The organism is Undibacterium sp. CCC3.4 (assembly GCF_034347425.1).
Lineage (GTDB): Bacteria > Pseudomonadota > Gammaproteobacteria > Burkholderiales > Burkholderiaceae_D > Undibacterium.
In genome coordinates, this window is the sequence record NZ_CP133779.1 from 3,237,521 (window position 1) to 3,254,010 (window position 16,490).

General features: G+C 50.5%; 15 protein-coding genes. 3 read left to right on the forward strand and 12 right to left on the reverse strand.

All coding sequences use genetic code 11. From position 1 onward, the window contains the following. The first annotated feature begins 16 nt into the window (after window positions 1-16). A complete protein-coding gene (gene thrC, locus RHM61_RS14535; protein WP_322248016.1) occupies window positions 17-1,480 on the forward strand; it encodes a threonine synthase in 1,464 nt (487 codons plus the stop codon). An 18-nt stretch (window positions 1,481-1,498) separates the two neighbouring features. Here thrC and RHM61_RS14540 read toward each other — a convergent pair whose 3' ends face one another. The 7 genes from RHM61_RS14540 to RHM61_RS14570 form a co-directional block, all read right to left on the reverse strand. Then, a complete protein-coding gene (locus RHM61_RS14540; RefSeq protein ID WP_322248017.1) occupies window positions 1,499-2,017 on the reverse strand; it encodes a glutaredoxin domain-containing protein in 519 nt (172 codons plus the stop codon). A gap of 273 nt (window positions 2,018-2,290) precedes the next feature. Beyond that, complete coding sequence (locus RHM61_RS14545; protein WP_322248018.1) at window positions 2,291-3,046, reverse strand: IclR family transcriptional regulator; 756 nt, start codon at window positions 3,044-3,046, stop codon at window positions 2,291-2,293. Between the two features lie 166 nt (window positions 3,047-3,212). Continuing rightward, the gene (locus RHM61_RS14550; protein ID WP_322248019.1) at window positions 3,213-4,202 is read right to left on the reverse strand and encodes an ABC transporter ATP-binding protein; all 990 of its coding nucleotides are present in this window, start codon (window positions 4,200-4,202) and stop codon (window positions 3,213-3,215) included. Continuing rightward, on the reverse strand, window positions 4,199-5,164 hold the full coding sequence (locus RHM61_RS14555; protein WP_322248020.1) for an ABC transporter ATP-binding protein: 966 nt from the start codon (window positions 5,162-5,164) through the stop codon (window positions 4,199-4,201). Before RHM61_RS14555 ends, RHM61_RS14550 begins: the two co-directional genes overlap by 4 nt. Window positions 5,165-5,175: 11 nt before the next feature. Continuing rightward, window positions 5,176-6,063, reverse strand: a complete 888-nt coding sequence (locus tag RHM61_RS14560) for an ABC transporter permease (protein ID WP_322248021.1) — start codon at window positions 6,061-6,063, stop codon at window positions 5,176-5,178. A gap of 99 nt (window positions 6,064-6,162) precedes the next feature. Continuing rightward, the gene (locus RHM61_RS14565) at window positions 6,163-7,134 is read right to left on the reverse strand and encodes an ABC transporter permease (RefSeq protein ID WP_322248022.1); all 972 of its coding nucleotides are present in this window, start codon (window positions 7,132-7,134) and stop codon (window positions 6,163-6,165) included. Between the two features lie 9 nt (window positions 7,135-7,143). Further along, the gene (locus RHM61_RS14570) at window positions 7,144-8,742 is read right to left on the reverse strand and encodes an ABC transporter substrate-binding protein (RefSeq protein ID WP_322248023.1); all 1,599 of its coding nucleotides are present in this window, start codon (window positions 8,740-8,742) and stop codon (window positions 7,144-7,146) included. A gap of 426 nt (window positions 8,743-9,168) precedes the next feature. Between RHM61_RS14570 and RHM61_RS14575 the strand changes: the two genes are divergently transcribed. Together RHM61_RS14575 and RHM61_RS14580 are read left to right on the forward strand one after the other, a co-directional pair. Then, the gene (locus RHM61_RS14575) at window positions 9,169-10,386 is read left to right on the forward strand and encodes a porin (protein WP_322248024.1); all 1,218 of its coding nucleotides are present in this window, start codon (window positions 9,169-9,171) and stop codon (window positions 10,384-10,386) included. Between the two features lie 93 nt (window positions 10,387-10,479). Beyond that, window positions 10,480-12,327, forward strand: coding sequence for a CocE/NonD family hydrolase (locus RHM61_RS14580; protein ID WP_322248025.1), 1,848 nt, complete (start codon window positions 10,480-10,482; stop codon window positions 12,325-12,327). A gap of 52 nt (window positions 12,328-12,379) precedes the next feature. On the opposite strand, the gene RHM61_RS14585 is transcribed toward RHM61_RS14580, so the two are convergent. The 5 genes from RHM61_RS14585 to RHM61_RS14605 form a co-directional block, all read right to left on the reverse strand. Next, window positions 12,380-14,263: a hypothetical protein gene (locus RHM61_RS14585; RefSeq protein WP_322248026.1), complete on the reverse strand. Its 1,884-nt coding sequence runs from the start codon at window positions 14,261-14,263 to the stop codon at window positions 12,380-12,382. Window positions 14,264-14,516: 253 nt separating this feature from the next. Continuing rightward, a complete protein-coding gene (locus RHM61_RS14590; protein ID WP_322248027.1) occupies window positions 14,517-15,434 on the reverse strand; it encodes an EamA family transporter in 918 nt (305 codons plus the stop codon). Between the two features lie 42 nt (window positions 15,435-15,476). Continuing rightward, window positions 15,477-15,704 (reverse strand): DUF1272 domain-containing protein, encoded by a 228-nt coding sequence (locus RHM61_RS14595; RefSeq protein ID WP_322248028.1) that lies wholly within the window; start codon window positions 15,702-15,704, stop codon window positions 15,477-15,479. A gap of 189 nt (window positions 15,705-15,893) precedes the next feature. Then, a complete protein-coding gene (locus RHM61_RS14600) occupies window positions 15,894-16,148 on the reverse strand; it encodes a hypothetical protein (RefSeq protein WP_322248029.1) in 255 nt (84 codons plus the stop codon). Beyond that, window positions 16,145-16,354 (reverse strand): ribbon-helix-helix domain-containing protein, encoded by a 210-nt coding sequence (locus tag RHM61_RS14605; protein ID WP_322248030.1) that lies wholly within the window; start codon window positions 16,352-16,354, stop codon window positions 16,145-16,147. Before RHM61_RS14605 ends, RHM61_RS14600 begins: the two co-directional genes overlap by 4 nt. Between the last annotated feature and the right edge of the window lie 136 nt (window positions 16,355-16,490).

The following is a 16,490-nucleotide window of genomic DNA, read 5'->3' on the forward strand; positions in this document are numbered from 1 at the left end:
TCACTCATTCCCACTTATGCACTATGCTTCTACCCGCGGCTACGCCGCTGAACAAAGTTTTTCTGCCATTCTGCTGGGTGGCTTGGCACCTGACGGCGGTTTGTACTTGCCGCAAACGTATCCGCAAGTCAGTTCGGCAGAACTCGACGCCTGGCGCAGCCTGTCGTATGCCGACTTGGCCGTAGCGGTGTTGAGTAAATTCGCCACCGATATTCCGGCAGCCGATTTGCAGGCACTGGTGCAGCGCACCTATACCGCCGAGGTCTACCGCAATGCGCGCAGCGATGAAGCCGCGGCCGACATCACGCCGCTGCGACTGCTGGAGCAAACCGAAGATGGCCGGCGCTTGGTGTTACAAGCCTTGTCGAATGGCCCGACGCTGGCCTTCAAAGACATGGCCATGCAATTGCTCGGCAATTTGTTTGAATACACCCTGGCCAAGCACGCTGCAGAATTGAATATTTTCGGTGCCACCTCGGGCGACACCGGCAGCGCTGCCGAATACGCGATGCGTGGGAAGAAAGGCATACGCGTGTTCATGCTTTCGCCGCATAAAAAAATGAGTGCATTTCAAACCGCACAAATGTTCAGCTTGCAGGAAGAGAACATCTTTAACATCGCCGTCGATGGCGTGTTCGATGATTGCCAAGATATGGTCAAGGCAGTCTCGAATGATCTGGCCTACAAGGCACAGCAAAAAATCGGTACGGTCAATTCGATCAACTGGGCCCGCGTCGTGGCTCAAGTGGTTTACTACTTCCGTGGCTATCTGAGTGCCACCGCGCGTAACGAAGAAAAAGTCTCATTTACCGTTCCTTCCGGTAATTTCGGTAATATCTGTGCCGGTCATATCGCCCGCATGATGGGCCTGCCGATCGACAAGCTCGTGGTCGCCACCAATGAAAACGATGTGCTCGACGAATTTTTCCGCAGCGGCATCTACCGCGTGCGTAAATCGGCCGAAACCTGGCATACCACCAGCCCCTCGATGGATATTTCCAAGGCCTCGAATTTCGAGCGCTTCATTTATGACCTGCTCGATGGTGATGGTGCGCGCGTGGCCGCACTGTTCAAAAAAGTCGAGACCGAAGGCGGCTTTGATTTATCCGGCGGGCCTGGTAGTGATGGCGATGAATTCAAAAAAATTGCCCGCTTCGGCTTTGAGTCGGGCAAATCGGTGCACAGCGATCGCATCGCTACCATCCGCGCCGTCGAAAAAAATTACGGCATTACCGTCGACACCCATACGGCTGACGGCATCAAGGTGGCACGCGAACATTGGCAACCGGGCGTGACCATGATCGTGCTCGAAACAGCCTTACCCGCCAAGTTCAATGAAACCATACGCGAAGCCTTGGGTCGTGACGCCTTGCGCCCACCCGGTTTCGATCACCTCGAAGGCTTGCCGCAGCGTTTTGAAGTCATGAGCACCGATGTCGCGACCATGAAAGCCTATATCGCCAAGCATACCGGCCTGTAGTCAAGGTGCCGGCCGTATTCAGCTTTGGCGTAACCACGGCGCGAGTACATTGCGCAGACCGGCTTCATCGTAGCCCTTGATAATCGTCTCACCGATTTGAATGATGGGCACGCCACCGCCGCCGGCTTTTTTATGCCCCTCATAGCCGGCGGTGCTGTTCTCGACATCTAGCTCAGTATAAGCAATGCCGTTGGCCTTGAAAAAATCGCGTGCTGCGGCACAGTAGCCGCACCAAGTCGTGCCATATAAAACCACTAAAGGCTGGCCATTGGCACTGGCTGGCTGCTGGCTCTGCTGCTGTTGTTTATGCCGCAGCGAATACATCGGCAGCGCCAGACCAAGCATCAGCACGCCGGCCAAACCCCATTTCCAAGCACTGCCCGAATTGTCCTTACGCGCCGTGCGCCTCGTCGTCACCAGCGCAGCTCGCGCATCGCCAGCCTTGCTATACGCCACGCCACAGGCCGGGCATTGCCAGTCCGGGCAATCGGCCTCGGGCTGGCGCAGGTGCTGGCATTTCGGGCAAATTTGCGGCATGATCGATTTCAAGGTGAGCTGGTTGACTTGCCATCATAGCAGAATTATGTTCGCAGCTTAAGGATGTGCAGAGTGAACTGCTGAGCCTTGAGTAATCATTGCTGGAGGGAGCAGTCGGCTTGTGTCCGGTGGCAGAACCAGAGTCATCAAAAATCTGACTAGGGTTTGAAACCCCGGCTAGTTGTTAGTCCGACTCATGGTGACGCGGCGTTTACCTTACCGTTGTTTGCTCGATACATGAAACGAACTATGGGACTAAACTAACACGCGAGTTCAATAGGGAAGAAAGCCCATTAATTTGGAAAATTCTTCCGCTCCGGTTTTTGCGCAGTCAATAAAAAAGTCCAGTTTATTTTCGTTGAAGCGGCTGTAAGGAACTGCGATGCCAAGCGCGGCGACGACTTCGCCCGAGCTGTCGCGTACCGGTGCGGCAAATGCCACGACATCGGCTGCGCGTTCTGAAAACGAAATGCTGTACGCTAATTTATTAATTTTTGCTAACTCTGCTTCCAATGCGCTGCGCGTGACGAGAGTATTGTTGGTAAATTTTTCCAGGCGCTCAGACAATACCGCTTCTTGAATGTTGGCCGGTGCAAAGGCTAGTAATAATTTCCCCGATGCCCCGACATGCAGTGGTCGTCGTGTCCCGAGTTCTTCATGAATGCGCACCCGTTGTTTGCTGGTTTCTTGTGCGACCATTAAAGATTCGACGCCGTCACGAATGCGAATATGGACATTTTCATCGCATTTTTCGATGATAGTGGAAAGTACAGGTTGCGCCAAACGAGCAATATCAATCTGCTCTTTAGCTATTGCCCCCAGATACAATGTTTTGAAGCCCAGTCGGTAGGTGACGCCGGCATCTCGTTGCACCATCCCGCTCTCTTCCAGTGTGGACAGTAAGCGGAACGTGCGGGCCTTGGAATTGCCAGACCTTCGTGCAATTTCAGATACGCCAAGACCAGGGTAGCGCGCCACGAAAAGTAATAAGCCGATGGCGCAGCTGACTGATTCGACTTTGTAATCCATGTGCTGCCCTAAATTGAGTAAAAGTGATCTGTTTGTGACTCGGGAAAGCTCGGCCATCTCAGTACATAGCCGATTCCTGCCTGCCAGATTACTGGAGCGAGAATGAAATTATAATCGAGAAATCGATGTGGAATGTGATGCCGGGCGGCTTTGCCGATATTGATGTTCAGCACAATTTTTCATTCAAGTGGCAGGCGGAAAAATGCATGGGCGTGGTTTCTTTGAGTAAAGGGCGTTCAATTTTGCAGCGCTTTGTCGCTTTTGGGCATCTTGGGTGGAATGCGCATCCAGCAGGAGGGGCGAGCGGACTTGGCAATTCGCCGGGAATTGGGTGGTGATGAATCGGTTTCGTGTCAATTCGTGGCGCATCCGCTATCAATGCTTGCGTGTACGGATGTTGGGCTTGATCGAACAATGTCTCGGTTGTCGCCAGTTCCACGACACGGCCAAGATACATCACCGCAACACGGTCAGCCATGTATTCCACAACAGCGAGGTTGTGGCTGATAAATAAATAGCTAAGATTATTTCTTTCGCGCAAATCCATGAGTAAATTCAAGACTTGCGCTTGTACCGAGACGTCCAGCGCCGACACAGCCTCATCGCAGACAATTAATTTCGGCTTAAGAGCGAGGGCGCGAGCAATCGCAATTCGCTGCCTTTGTCCCCCGGAAAGTTGATGCGGATAACGGCGTAAATATGCGTGCTCCAAGCCTACTTGTTGTAGTAGCTCGGACGTGTACGCTTCGGCCTCGGACTTGTCAATAATTTTGTGGTAAATCGCGGCGTCGCCTATGCTGTGATCAATGCGCATGCGTGGGTTTAATGAGGCATAAGGGTTTTGAAAGACCATCTGCACGTTCAAGTGATGGGACGCGGCGTGCGCATGCACTGGCTGTCCATTAAAGTATACGGAGCCGTTTGACGCGGGTAAAATGCCAGCAATGATGCGTCCCAAGGTCGACTTTCCGCAGCCTGACTCGCCGACTACACCAAGCACCTCACCGCTTGCCAATGTTAACGACACGTCGGAGAGCGCATGCAGGATGCGTGCTGGTATTTTGTTCGCATAAAAAAAATTCCTGATGCGTTGTGCTCCAGTTATTTCATTGATAAATTTTTTCTCTAAATTTTCTACCTGTAGTAAGGGGATCATTTCTTCTCCAAGGGGTGGAAGCAGTGAAACATGCGCGATTCGAATCTGCTTGCATCCGGCCTTGTATCGCACTGCGTACTGCGTCGCTCACAGCGCTGCTTAAACACGCAACCACTGGGCAAATTGAATAGGGACGGAGTACTTCCCGCAATAGCGTGTAGCCGTGATCCACGTTTGCTGCGTTGAGGAAGTGCGTCGATCAAGCCCTTGGTATAAGGGTGCCTGGGGTCGCGGATGACTTGTTCGGTCGGACCTTGTTCTATGATGCATCCGGCATACATGACGCAAAGCTCATCCGCCAAATCTTTGACAACGCTGATATCGTGTGTAATCCATAACATAGCCATATTGTTTGTTTTTATCAGTGCTTTCATTTCGTATAAAATTTGGGCTTGAATGGTGACATCCAATGCCGTGGTCGGTTCGTCGGCGATGATCAAGTCGGGTTGATTGATGATGGCATTGGCGATGGCGATGCGTTGACGCATACCCCCTGAAAGCTCATGCGGATAGGAGTGCATGCGCGCGGCGCAGGCTGCAATTCCGACTCGTTCCAAGCTGTGGCAGGCGATTTTTTCTGCCTCGCTGCGACTGATTTTTTTATGAATTCTGAGGGTTTCAACTAACTGTTCGCCAATTTTCATGATGGGGTTGAGGCACATCATTGGATCTTGGAAGATCATGCTGATACGATCACCTCGAACGGCATTCCAGCGTTTTTCAGAGGTATGGCTGAGTAATTCGCCTTTGAATTCAATGCGGCCGCCGCTGACTTTCCCGGGCGGATCGACCAAGTTCAGTAAGGAGTAGGCCAGTACCGACTTCCCCGATCCTGATTCGCCGACTATGCCGAGAATTTTTCCAGCGTCCAGCGAAAAGGAAACTTGATTGACAGCTATACCTGTTCCGGCCGGCGTGTTGAATTGCGTCTGCAGTTCCACTACCTTCAGTAAAGTTACCATGATTGTTTTCACTATTCTGTTTTGGGGTTGACAACGATGCGCAAACGGTCACCAAGCAAATTGATCGTTCCTATCAGTAGCATGAGTGCGATGCCGGGAAACACACTGATCCAGTATTGATTGGAGAGTAGATAGTCAAATCCGTTTGCGATCAGCAAGCCAAGCGAGGGCTCCGTTTGCGGTAGTCCTAAGCCTAAAAAGCTCATGGTCGCTTCAAGTGAAATCGCATGCGCCATTTGTAGTGTCGCAGTAACTATCAAGGAGCCTGCGCAGTTTGGTAAAATATGGCGAAACATAATCGTTCTTGCAGGCAGTGCCTGACTCATGGCCGCTTCGATGTACTCTTTGCGTCGTTCGACGCTGGCACTGGCTCTGACATGGCGAGCGAAATAAGCCCATTGCACCAGTATTAAAGCGATCAAGGTTTTGTCTATACCTTGGCCTAGTGCTGCGAGTAATATTAACGCCACTAAAATGGCTGGGATACTCAACTGGAAATCGACAATACGCATGATGAAGGCATCGAATTTCCCACCGAAGTACGCCGCCGCCAGTCCTATGGCTGTACCGATGAGCAGCGCAGTCAATGCGCTGCTGATGCCGATGAACAGGCTGATTCTCAAGCCATACAGGATGGCGCTGAACAAATCGCGCCCGGCACCATCTGTGCCGAGTAGGAAAAATAACTTACCATCGTGGCTCATTGCGCCGGGAGCTTGCTCGGCATCGGCAAATGATACTTGCGCGAGGTCGTAGGGGTTTTGCGGTGAGAGCCACCCTGCTGCCAAGGAACTCAATACCAAAAGAAATAGCAATGCAGACGCCATGCGGGCAGTTTTACTGGAAAAAAATGATTTGAGCAGGCGCGACTTGGTGGGAGTGGGGGGGAGTGTGTCCATTCCTTGTGTTGGCGCTGTAGGGCCATGGCAAGCTGAAGCAGTATCGTCGAGTGTAGGCATGCAAATCCCCTTGGATAAAGTGAATCTCGATAGCGTCGGTCAATTTAATTTTGATCTGAGTCTTGGATCAATCAGTAGATACAAAAAATCGACGCATAAATTAATCGAAATGATAATGAGTAGAGTGAGCATCAAATAAGCGACGACAACTGGGCGATCAAGATGGAGTATCGAATCGATGATCAGTTTCCCCATTCCTGGCCAGGCAAAGATTGATTCCGTCACCAGTGAAAATGCGATCAAATGACCAAATTCTAGTCCCAGTACGGTGATGATCGGTATCATTACATTCGGGGCAATGTGACGGAACATCAAGCGTGCGCCACTCACACCTTTGGCGCGAGCGAATTTAATGAATTCCTGTGAACTGACTTCGCGTGTTCCCGCCTCGGTGAGCCGGATTACCAAAGCGATTTTAAATAGCGCCAGAGTCAGAGCCGGTAATAGTAGATGACGCACCCCGTTCCAAGTTGTGATGCTCAAGTCGAGGCCAAGTATATCAACAGTGGGCCCTCTGCCACCTGAGGGCAACCAGCCGAGTTGGACTGAAAATAGCAAGATGAACAGCAATCCCATCCAAAAGCTTGGCATCGTGATTCCCAGTACAGACCCGGCCATGATGACTTTGTGCAGACCACCGTTTGGCCGTAAACCTGCAATCAAACCTAGCGGAATGCCAATACCAATGGCCAGCAGTAGTGCACAGAAGGCCAGTTCCAGCGTCGCCGGTATACGCTCGGCCACCAATGCCAGAACCGGCCGGTTGAATACAAATGAGGTTCCCAAGTCGCCGTGCAGGGCGTTCCAAGCAAAGTGCCAATACTGTTGGTAGACCGGAAGATCCAATCCCAAATGTCGGCTGGCTGCAGCGATTTCATCGGCTGTCGCATTCGGATTGACCAGAATATAAATCGGATCGCCGATGAGATGAATTCCGGCAAATGCCAGTAGCGACATGAAAAGCAAAACAGCACCGCTTTGTGCCACGCGTTTGAGGAGCATGTCGACCATGAGGATCCCCTATTTTTTTTCGCTCACACGCACATTCATGGCATAGGTGAAGCCATCACTGCGAGGTGTGAAATGGAGTTCTTTTTTATAGGCCCAAATTGATTTGGGAAATAATAATGGAATGACTCCGACATCGTCATACAGCAGGCGTGCGGCGCGCTGGACGGTGGCGGCACGTTGATCATTGTCCATTGTCAGAGATGCTTGTTCAATGAGTTCGTCGAGTTCATTGTTGCTGTAGCCGGTAATATTGTTGGCACCATAGCCGCGTGCGCGATCCATGCTGTGCGCTAGCGTTGTCAAGGATGGCAATGCATCGCCTGTGACGGCGCCTTGGCCTATCATCGACAAGCTGAATTCCGGCGTGCCGCCGGTGCCGCCGTTAATCGAGCGAGTGGCAAAGACGGCGAAGGGGAGGGTGCGAACTTCCGTTTTGATCCCTATTTGTGTCAATAACTGTCCGATGGCTTCACAGAGCTTTGCATCATTCAGATAGCGGTCATTCGAACAGTGTAAGCTGATTTGAAAGCCACGTGGATAGCCGGCAGCGCGGAGCAGTGCGCGCGCTGTGGTCGTGTCATGCGCGGGGACCGTTAAACTGCCGTTGAAACCGAAAAATTTTTCTGGCACTAACTGTGATGCGGCTTCAGCATCGCCTTTCATAATCATTTTGACCAAGCCTGGCCGGTCGATAGCGAGGCACATCGCTTGCCGTACTCTTTGGTCGAGCAATGGATTTTTCTTCAATACGTGTTGATCTGCCGATTTGATATACGGCGAGTCGTCGCGGGTCAGATCGAGTCGCAGGTACTGCAGCATATAAGAGGTCGTGGAGGTGGTATCGATTTTGTCTGTATTTTTAAAAATTCCCGCCATGGTGCTCGAAGCGGAATCGATGAGGTCGACCGAGCCTGACAGCAATGCTGCTGCGCGCGCCGCATCCTTCGGCAAAAAATGGAATGTCACTTGAGTCCAAGGCTCGTGTGCTCCCCAATAGTCAGTATTTTTTTCAAAACTGATTTGTTGACCATGTTTCCATTCACGAAATTTGTATGGGCCTGTGCCTGTCGCCGACTTTCCTGAGGCGAAGTCCTCTTCTGAGAGTGGCTTGTTTGAACGCAGCATGATGGCGATCAAACCTATATTGTCTGGCAAGGTCGGGGCTGGCCTGACTGTCTTGATTTCTATACGCAAAGGGCCGCTTACGGTGACTGCGCTGATGTCTTTGAGATAGTTGCGGAAGGTGCGCGCACCCTTGAGTTGCATAGCGCGCTCGAGCGAATATTTGACATCCTCGGCCGACAATAACGCGCCGTTGTGAAATCGAACGTTGGGACGTATGTCGAATGCCCAAGTATGCGCATCGATGGATCGCCAACCGGTAGCGAGTCCTGGTGTGGCTTGTAGGGTGGCATTCTGAAATACCAGCGTCTCATAGACGTGCCCCCAAATATTACGATTATTTCCAAACAAAACATGGGGATCAGCAGACGTGACTTCGGTTTTGTAACCGATGTGCAGATCTGCCGCATGGTTGGTAAGTGACAAAAAAACCAGGCAGATTGCGCTTAGAAAACGCGCCATTTTTTTTCTCAGATTCGCCGACATAGTTTCTCCATTTTATCAACGAGTGATCATAATTGATCGTATCGACAGATGATACGATTGGCAGATTTGTTTTTAATATAGTCCAAAATAAAATGCTATGGCAAGTAAATTTTAAAAATTATTCAATCTCTACAAAGATATTTATAAGTAATTGATTTTTAATATAAGATAAATTTCTTTGCTTCAAAAATATTTAAGTAATTGATTTTAATGATTAATAAATTTTATTTCTGAAATAAGATGCGGTGATCATTATATCTTTTATAGTTTAAAAAAATTCGTGCTTCTTTTTGAAATGTTGATAAAAAGAATCTTGACGATTGAACTTTCAATTTCTAATATTGATTCTTTAAATGAGACGTCGTTTCAATATTTGAGTGAAATTATTTTTTAAAGGTGATTTTTATCTGATAACGGAGGCATTGTATGAAAAAGCAATTGATTGCACTGGCATGCTTAGGAAGTGTCGCTGATTTAGTCGTCGCACAATCCAAGGTAGACGTGTATGGCATTCTTGATAGTGGTCTCGCCTATACGACAGCGGTAGCGGCACCGACGGCGGATGCGCCGACTGCGCACGGTGGACGTGCGGTGATTCATTCTGGGTTGTTGCAAGCGTCACGTTTTGGTTTTCGTGGTTCTGAATCCCTCGGTGGCAACTTGAAAGCCTTGTTTGTGTTGGAAGGTGGACTCAACCTTGACACCGGCACTTCTGGGCAGGGTGGCGCAATTTTTGGTCGACGTTCGGTGCTTGGTCTCGTTGGCGACCATGGCGACTTACAGTTGGGACGGCGTAAAGATTTTTCTGATGAAATTGCCTCGCAATATTCCAGCATCACTCCTTTCGGCACCTTTATCACAGCCGTGCATGGAAATAATCTCGACAGGATAGGTGGTAACCGAGCAAACAATATGGTGTATTACAGCACCCCGACCATGCACGGCTTTCGTGCGAACATCACTTACGGATTCGGCGAGTCGGTCGGTTCCAACACAATTGGGCAATCTCTGGGATTGGGGGGCAATTACGCTGACGGGCCATTTGCCATTGGGGCCGCTTACTGGCAGTCTCGCAAAGGTAACGTCACGCAGACTGCTAACAGCAGTAGCGATCAAGGTGCCAGTAGTGGTGCCGGTTGCCACAGCGTTGATATCGGTCGACCCGGTGATGTCTGCATTAAAACTTGGATCGCAGGGGCACGCTATAAATGGGACAAGCTCAGCGTACGCGGCACCTACTCAAGAGTTATTCAAGGTTTAATTGTTGATGCAGGGCCCGCAGCACCTGATTTTGTCAAAACATTTAAAAGTACCGCTGGCTCGGGGGCTTTTACCGCCGGTGGTAGCAATAACCGACATATCGCTATCGTCGATGTCGGACTCGACTATTTGATTGGCAATAAAGGGAAGTTGAAAGCCAGTTACATACAATCGCGTTACGATTTTGTTGGTGCTAACGATACTGGGACTTTGGCCCAAATCATTGTCGGCGGTGAGTACTATTTATCCAAGCGGACTACGCTATATGCAACTGCGTCAACGATGACAGCATCAAATATGTATAGTCCCGGCATTCTCAATGGTGCTCCCGGCGGTGCCGATGACACCGCCGCGTTCGGTGCTGGTCTGCGCATCGTGTATTGAGTCGGTCTCATTACTTCTTTGAATTTTTTGCTGATTAACGATGCAGATGGTCTATTACCTATGAATGTATCATCCGAAACAGTTTTTCATACTATGTATATACAACGCGATGTCTTGGTCGCCATGCGTGATGGCGTCGAGTTGGCCTGTGATATCTATTTTCCGGCTTGCCAGAAGCGGAGGGTAGTCGGACGATTTCCAGTCATTTTGGAACGCACTCCTTATAATAAAAATGCGCCCAGTCGTAGCGAAGTGTCGTGTACCCGAGAGCGCGCTGTAAGTCGCGCTGAGCTGGCCTTATTTTTTGTCCGGCGCGGCTACATTGTGATCTATCAGGATTGTCGTGGTACCTACCGGTCGGGCGGGAAATTCATTAAATATGTCAATGAAGGACAGGATGGCTTTGATATGTGTGAGTGGATTGTTCGCCAAGCTTGGAGCAACGGTCGGATAGCAACCAAGGGCTTATCGTATGCGGCGCATACTCAAGCTGCGCTTGCCAGTGCCGGTGCGCCCGGCGTGGTCGCCATGTTATGGGACTCGGGTGGTTTTTCCAATGCGTTTCAAGGTGGTATTCGGCAGGGCGGTGCGTTTGAGTTGAAGCAAGCGATGTGGGCCTTCAATCGTATTAATGAAACGGCACGGTCAATTTCTTCTGGTGAGGCGCACGATTTGCGCGTCGCGCCTATGCGCGAGTGCTTGACGCAATTGCATCAGTGGCGACGCGGGTATTCGCCGCTGAGCTCGGTGCCGGAGTACGAAAAATATTTTTTTGAGCAATGGGAACATGGTAATTTCGATGCATATTGGAAGCAAATCGGATTATGTGCGCAAGCTTACTACGAACAATTCCCTGCTGCGGCAATCATTTTCATGTCGTCGTGGTTTGATCCCTACTCAAGGTCGGCGGCCGAAAATTTTTCTGCTTTGTCGCGTCGTTTTCCTGCTCGGCCACTGCATCTGATATTGGGGCCGTGGCGACATGGTGACCGCTCTCACACCCATGCCGGCGATGTGGAGTTCGGGGAATGCGCGAGCCTGGATTATTGCATGAAGAAAAATTTTATGGAAATGCGTCTGGATTGGTTTGATCAACATCTGAAGGCCAGGTATTGCGGTGAAGTTCTGCTGGCTAAGGTCAAAATTTTTGTCATGGGTGGTGGCTGCGGTAAAAAAAATACTGCTGGACGCATGCAGCATGGCGGTCGCTGGCGTGATGAATCTGATTGGCCTTTGCCCGATACGGTGTGGTCCAAGTACTATCTGCAAGCTGATGGTGGCTTGTCTGCGCACGCACCGTTTGCCGAGCAGGGACAGCGTCGTTACGTATACGATCCTGCTAATCCGGTACCGACCATCGGTGGCGCAGTCACGTCTTCAGAGCCATTCATGTTTGGCGGCGCGTATGATCAGCGCACCGGACCTGCGGTGTTCGGTGCTATGGCACCGTATGCGCCGCTGGCGCAACGCAGTGATGTCTTGGTATTTCAAACGACCGTATTGCGCCATGCCGTAGAACTCACTGGCCCAGTCAGCGCGCATCTGTGGATTTCTTCGGATTGCCTCGATACCGATTTCACGATTAAGCTCATCGACGTTTATCCGCCAAATCAAGACTATCCGAATGGCTACGAGATGATATTGACTGATGGGATACTGAGAACTCGCTACCGGCATTCTTGGGAAGCGCCGACTTTGCTGGTACCTCATGAAATTTACTTGATACAGATCGAGGCATTCCCGGTCAGTAACCTGTTTCAAGTTGGGCATCGTATAAGGATAGATGTTTCCAGTAGTAATTTCCCGAAATTTGACACTAATCCGAATACCGGGGCGGCGGAAGGCCAAGCGGGAGGAATACTGATTGCCCACAATACCCTTTATTCGAACCGCTCGTGCCCTTCGTATGTGGTACTGCCTGTGATACCAGAGCGGCTTTGAGCTGATTTTTCACGGACGCGCATCGCTTGGTATCCGTGGCGGCATGAATTGCTTAATCGCGAGTGCTAAGCGAGCGCGGATACTTGTTTGTGAGTAGCCAATTTTGAAATGAACTGAAGTAAAGACTCATACTCAAGGCTTGTTCTTTGCTCAGCCCAGCTTGCTTGAGTCCGCTTTCGGTGCATAATGGAACGATGAAGTCAGTTCCTGGGCGACCTGTTTTGGCGACCGCGAAGCTGACGTTGGTGGGTGAAAATTCGGCAATCTGCTGTTTTTCTTTGAGCGTTTTCGCGGGTTCTTTCTTTAAAATAAGCGGGATGGAATGAATCCTTGCTTGGCCTTCGCTATTAATTTTTTGGTAGGTCGCAAATCGTAAGTCATACATTTCGCCTGCGCTTGTTTCAGCTAAACTCAATAGTGGCATGACAAAAAAGGGATAGCCAGCTCCTTTGCCAAAATCTCGTTCGATGTCGTTTAGATTCGTTTCAAAGCGATGTGCGAAGTCTTCCGCTGATTCGCCGGTTCGGTAGCCGATGATGCCTTTACTTTGTCCGGTACCATTTGGTTTGAAAAGTGGCTTTAAGCCCAAGGCAAGAAATTCTTTCAGCGCAGTCGATACACCGGCTATGCCCTCAGATTCGCTAACTGCTCTGAAATAGCTCAGGCGGAGTGTGGCGAGTTCATCGTCCGAAAGCTGTGTTCTGAGTGTAGGATCTTCTTCGCAGCCTTTTTTGAAATGGAATAGTTGGTCAAGTCCTCCTACGTCATAGGTGAAACCTCTGAGTTTGGCTATTGTCGGCAGCGCGGCGGCCTCCGCGCTGAGATGAAATTTTTCTCTGGCTAGGGCTGCAGCGAATTTATTGACGCCCTCATCAACGCTGACATTGATGAGGGCGAATTTTGTATAGTCGAGTACCTTTCCTTCTGTTTTACTTAAATTAAGTGCTGCCCTATCGTTGATCAAACCGTTGACGGGTCGCCCGAATAAATAGGGACGTCCGTTATCAATATTGCAACATTCGCTGACATCACGGCTGTAGCCAAGTAAGGCCAAGGCTTGATACGCATATGTTTCCATGTTTATCGTTGCGGCATCGTGTGCCTGTTTACGCGCCTTTTGCAATTGATTATGGTTGATGCATCCTGCTTGGAATTGCGCTTCTGCCGCATCAATCTGAGCCAAATAAGACCTTGTGAATTTATCGAGGGAATCTGCATAGCAAGGTCGCAGCAGCGAGCCGAATTGTTCTGCACATCTATCCGCAATGAAGGCTTTCTCCCAGATCATCTTACTGTTGTCCGTGATCGCGTAAGCGCCATCGACACGACGCGCAGCTTCTCGCCCGGAATTTGCAATCAGCAACAATACTTGCTCGCCATTTTCTTTGCAAGTTTGTTTTATTTCCGCTGCGGCTACCGCATAACTATCCATAATCGTCGCCAATTGATCTGGTGGGAGGTTGCGAATTCCACCAAATCCAGTGCCATTTAGCTCTGGACAGTTATAGGCAAGCTCAAAAGCATTTCCTTTCTTGACTTTATAAACGAGAACATCCGGCGGCAGGCAGACACAATCGCCTGCCGTGCTTCCTTGGTTGCATGTGACCGTAGACTTTTGTTCAAATTCCCATGCCAACTCTTGGTTTTGGCGTTTTCCAACGTCCATCTGGTTATCTGCACCTTTGAAAAGGTCTGCAATATTGGCTAATGTCGCGGCACGCAGTTCATCGGAGTGCGAGGTTTGCGTGCTTTTATCAATTTGGGGCAGGTATGTGGAAGAGGAAGCTGGGAATGCTATTGCTCCAGCTAAGGTATCATTGATATTGAACGTTGTAGTCAATTGACTGACGATGCTGAGATGTGCCCTTGCGGAAGCTGGCGAAATTTGTGAATGGGCAATTTGAGATGGCGGCGAGTATCCAGAGATGCGTGGCATGAAATATCTTTTTATAAAGAGTAAGCGCATGGCAGCAAGATGAACGATTGATCAGTGCGCAGTCTGAAAAATACACTGATATTAAAGATCTCTCAGCGCTGCTTTATCTTTCAAAAAACGTTCATTTATGACGCTGCGATGGCTTGTGCTGGTGCCTTATTTTGCCCAAGATGATGAAGTGTAATCGGCCACAGCCAGTGAACTCATCGATTCGCTGTCTAATGCCGAGTCAGGGAGATGTGTTCGGCAGCAGTTAGCGCCAGACCGTCTTCACACTTTGTAACAGACGCTGCCCGAATACATTGATCAGCAAACCCAGCATGATCACCAAGGCGCCGCCGATCTGGCGTGCCGACAGCGCTTCGCCGAGCAATAGCCAGGCGGCCGTGAGGCCGATTACCGGTACCATCAGCGTCAGTGGTGCCACCAAGTGAGTCGGCAGGGCACCGAGTAATTTGCCCCATAAGGTGTAACCGATTAAGGTGGCGGCGAAGGCCAGATAAACGATGGTCAGCGCCGATGGCAGACTCAGATTGACGAGGCTGCTGTGTATCAGAGGCCAGCCTTCGAAACACCAGGACAGCGCAAAGAATGGCAAGATCGGCACCAGCGCGCTCCACGATACCAGGCTGAGCACGGCGGTCGGGCCGATTTTTTTATTGATGACATTCCCGGCGGCCCAAGACAACGCCGCGCACAGCGTCAGCAGAAAGCCCGGTAAACTGACCGGCGCGGTAGCATTGCTCAGACTGGCGCTGGCCAGTAACAGCAGGCCCAGTGCTGCTACCAGCATGCCGCACAAATTGCTGGCGCGAAGCTTGTCGCCGAATACCAGGGCAGAAAAGCCAACCGTAAAAAATGCCTGCGCCTGCAGTACCAGCGAAGCCAATCCAGCCGGCATGCCGACGGCCATGGCGGAAAACAGGAAGGCGAATTGGCCCAGGCTGATTGCCAAGGCATAGCCGATCAGTAAGCGTAGTGGAACGCGCGGACGCGGGATGAACAGGATGGCCGGAAAGGCGACCAAGGCGAAGCGCAGGCTTCCCATCAGAAATGGTGGAATGCCTTTGAGGCCGATTTTAATGACGACAAAGTTCATACCCCACAGGATGATGACGGTGAGGGCGGTCAGAAGATGACGCGGGCTTAAACTGAAACTGGAACTGGACATGGGGAGCGATCGTGGTGATGGGCGGGCGGGCGCTGGCTTAATTCAGGGACGGTGTACGCGCCGCGTCGAGGCCGGATCTTTCAGCAGTTTTGCTGCCGGTCGTATCGGACGCGGCACCAAGCGGCCTTGGCAATTCGGGCAAATATCGGCATAGACGTGTTCGGCGCAAGCGGCACAAAAGGTACATTCATAACTGCAGATGCGCGCAGCCTCGGAGGCGGGCGCTAAATCGATGTCGCAGTGTTCGCAGTTCGGGCGTAATTCCAGCATGCGTATTGTCTCAGTCAGTTGGTCGGGACCTGCAGCTTAGCATTATACAACTGGGTTTGTCAGCCGCATGTGAGCTGCCTGTACCGTCGCTGCCGGTACAGGTAAGCGGCTGAGGCAACTGAGGTATGTTGAAGGGTGTGCTTGATTTTCTATCGTACGTTCAATAGCAAATTTCTATTTGCGTAGCAGCTAGCCGATAATGCCACCGGCGGCACCGGATAGTATCGACATTGCCCATTTTTTTTCTTCCGCTGTGGTGGTACTCGATGTCAGTGTGCTGTAGCAGAGGAAAGCAAGCAAGATAACGAAACAGATTGCTACCAAAAATAAAGCGACATCCTTGAACAGGCGAACTGTGCGTTCGCCGTTCGTTTCTTTTGGGTCAACTTTAATGCTGTAGTTGTGATTTGGTGGTGGGCTGTTCAGGTCAATGCTGTTACTCATAGGCCAATAAACTCCGTTTGCATTTTTTCGGTTTTAGGATCAACCAAACCTAATTTCAGGCCGCGCCCTTTGCCATCGAGCGCCGCAAGATAGAGTTGCAGCGCCTTGCGTAACAACTCACTCTTGTTAGTTTCGTTTGCCTCTACGGCTTTATCTATGTCTCGGTTGAGATCATCCGATAGAACTACGCTGAACCGTGCTGACATTATATCTCTCCATTGTGCTGATGATGTGCTGATGATGCGCTGATTATGCGCATAATCAGCGTATTCAGTCAAGCCAAGTCAAACCGGAAATTAACTCGACTGACTACTGGTGTTGCAAGCTTGCACTCGATTAATA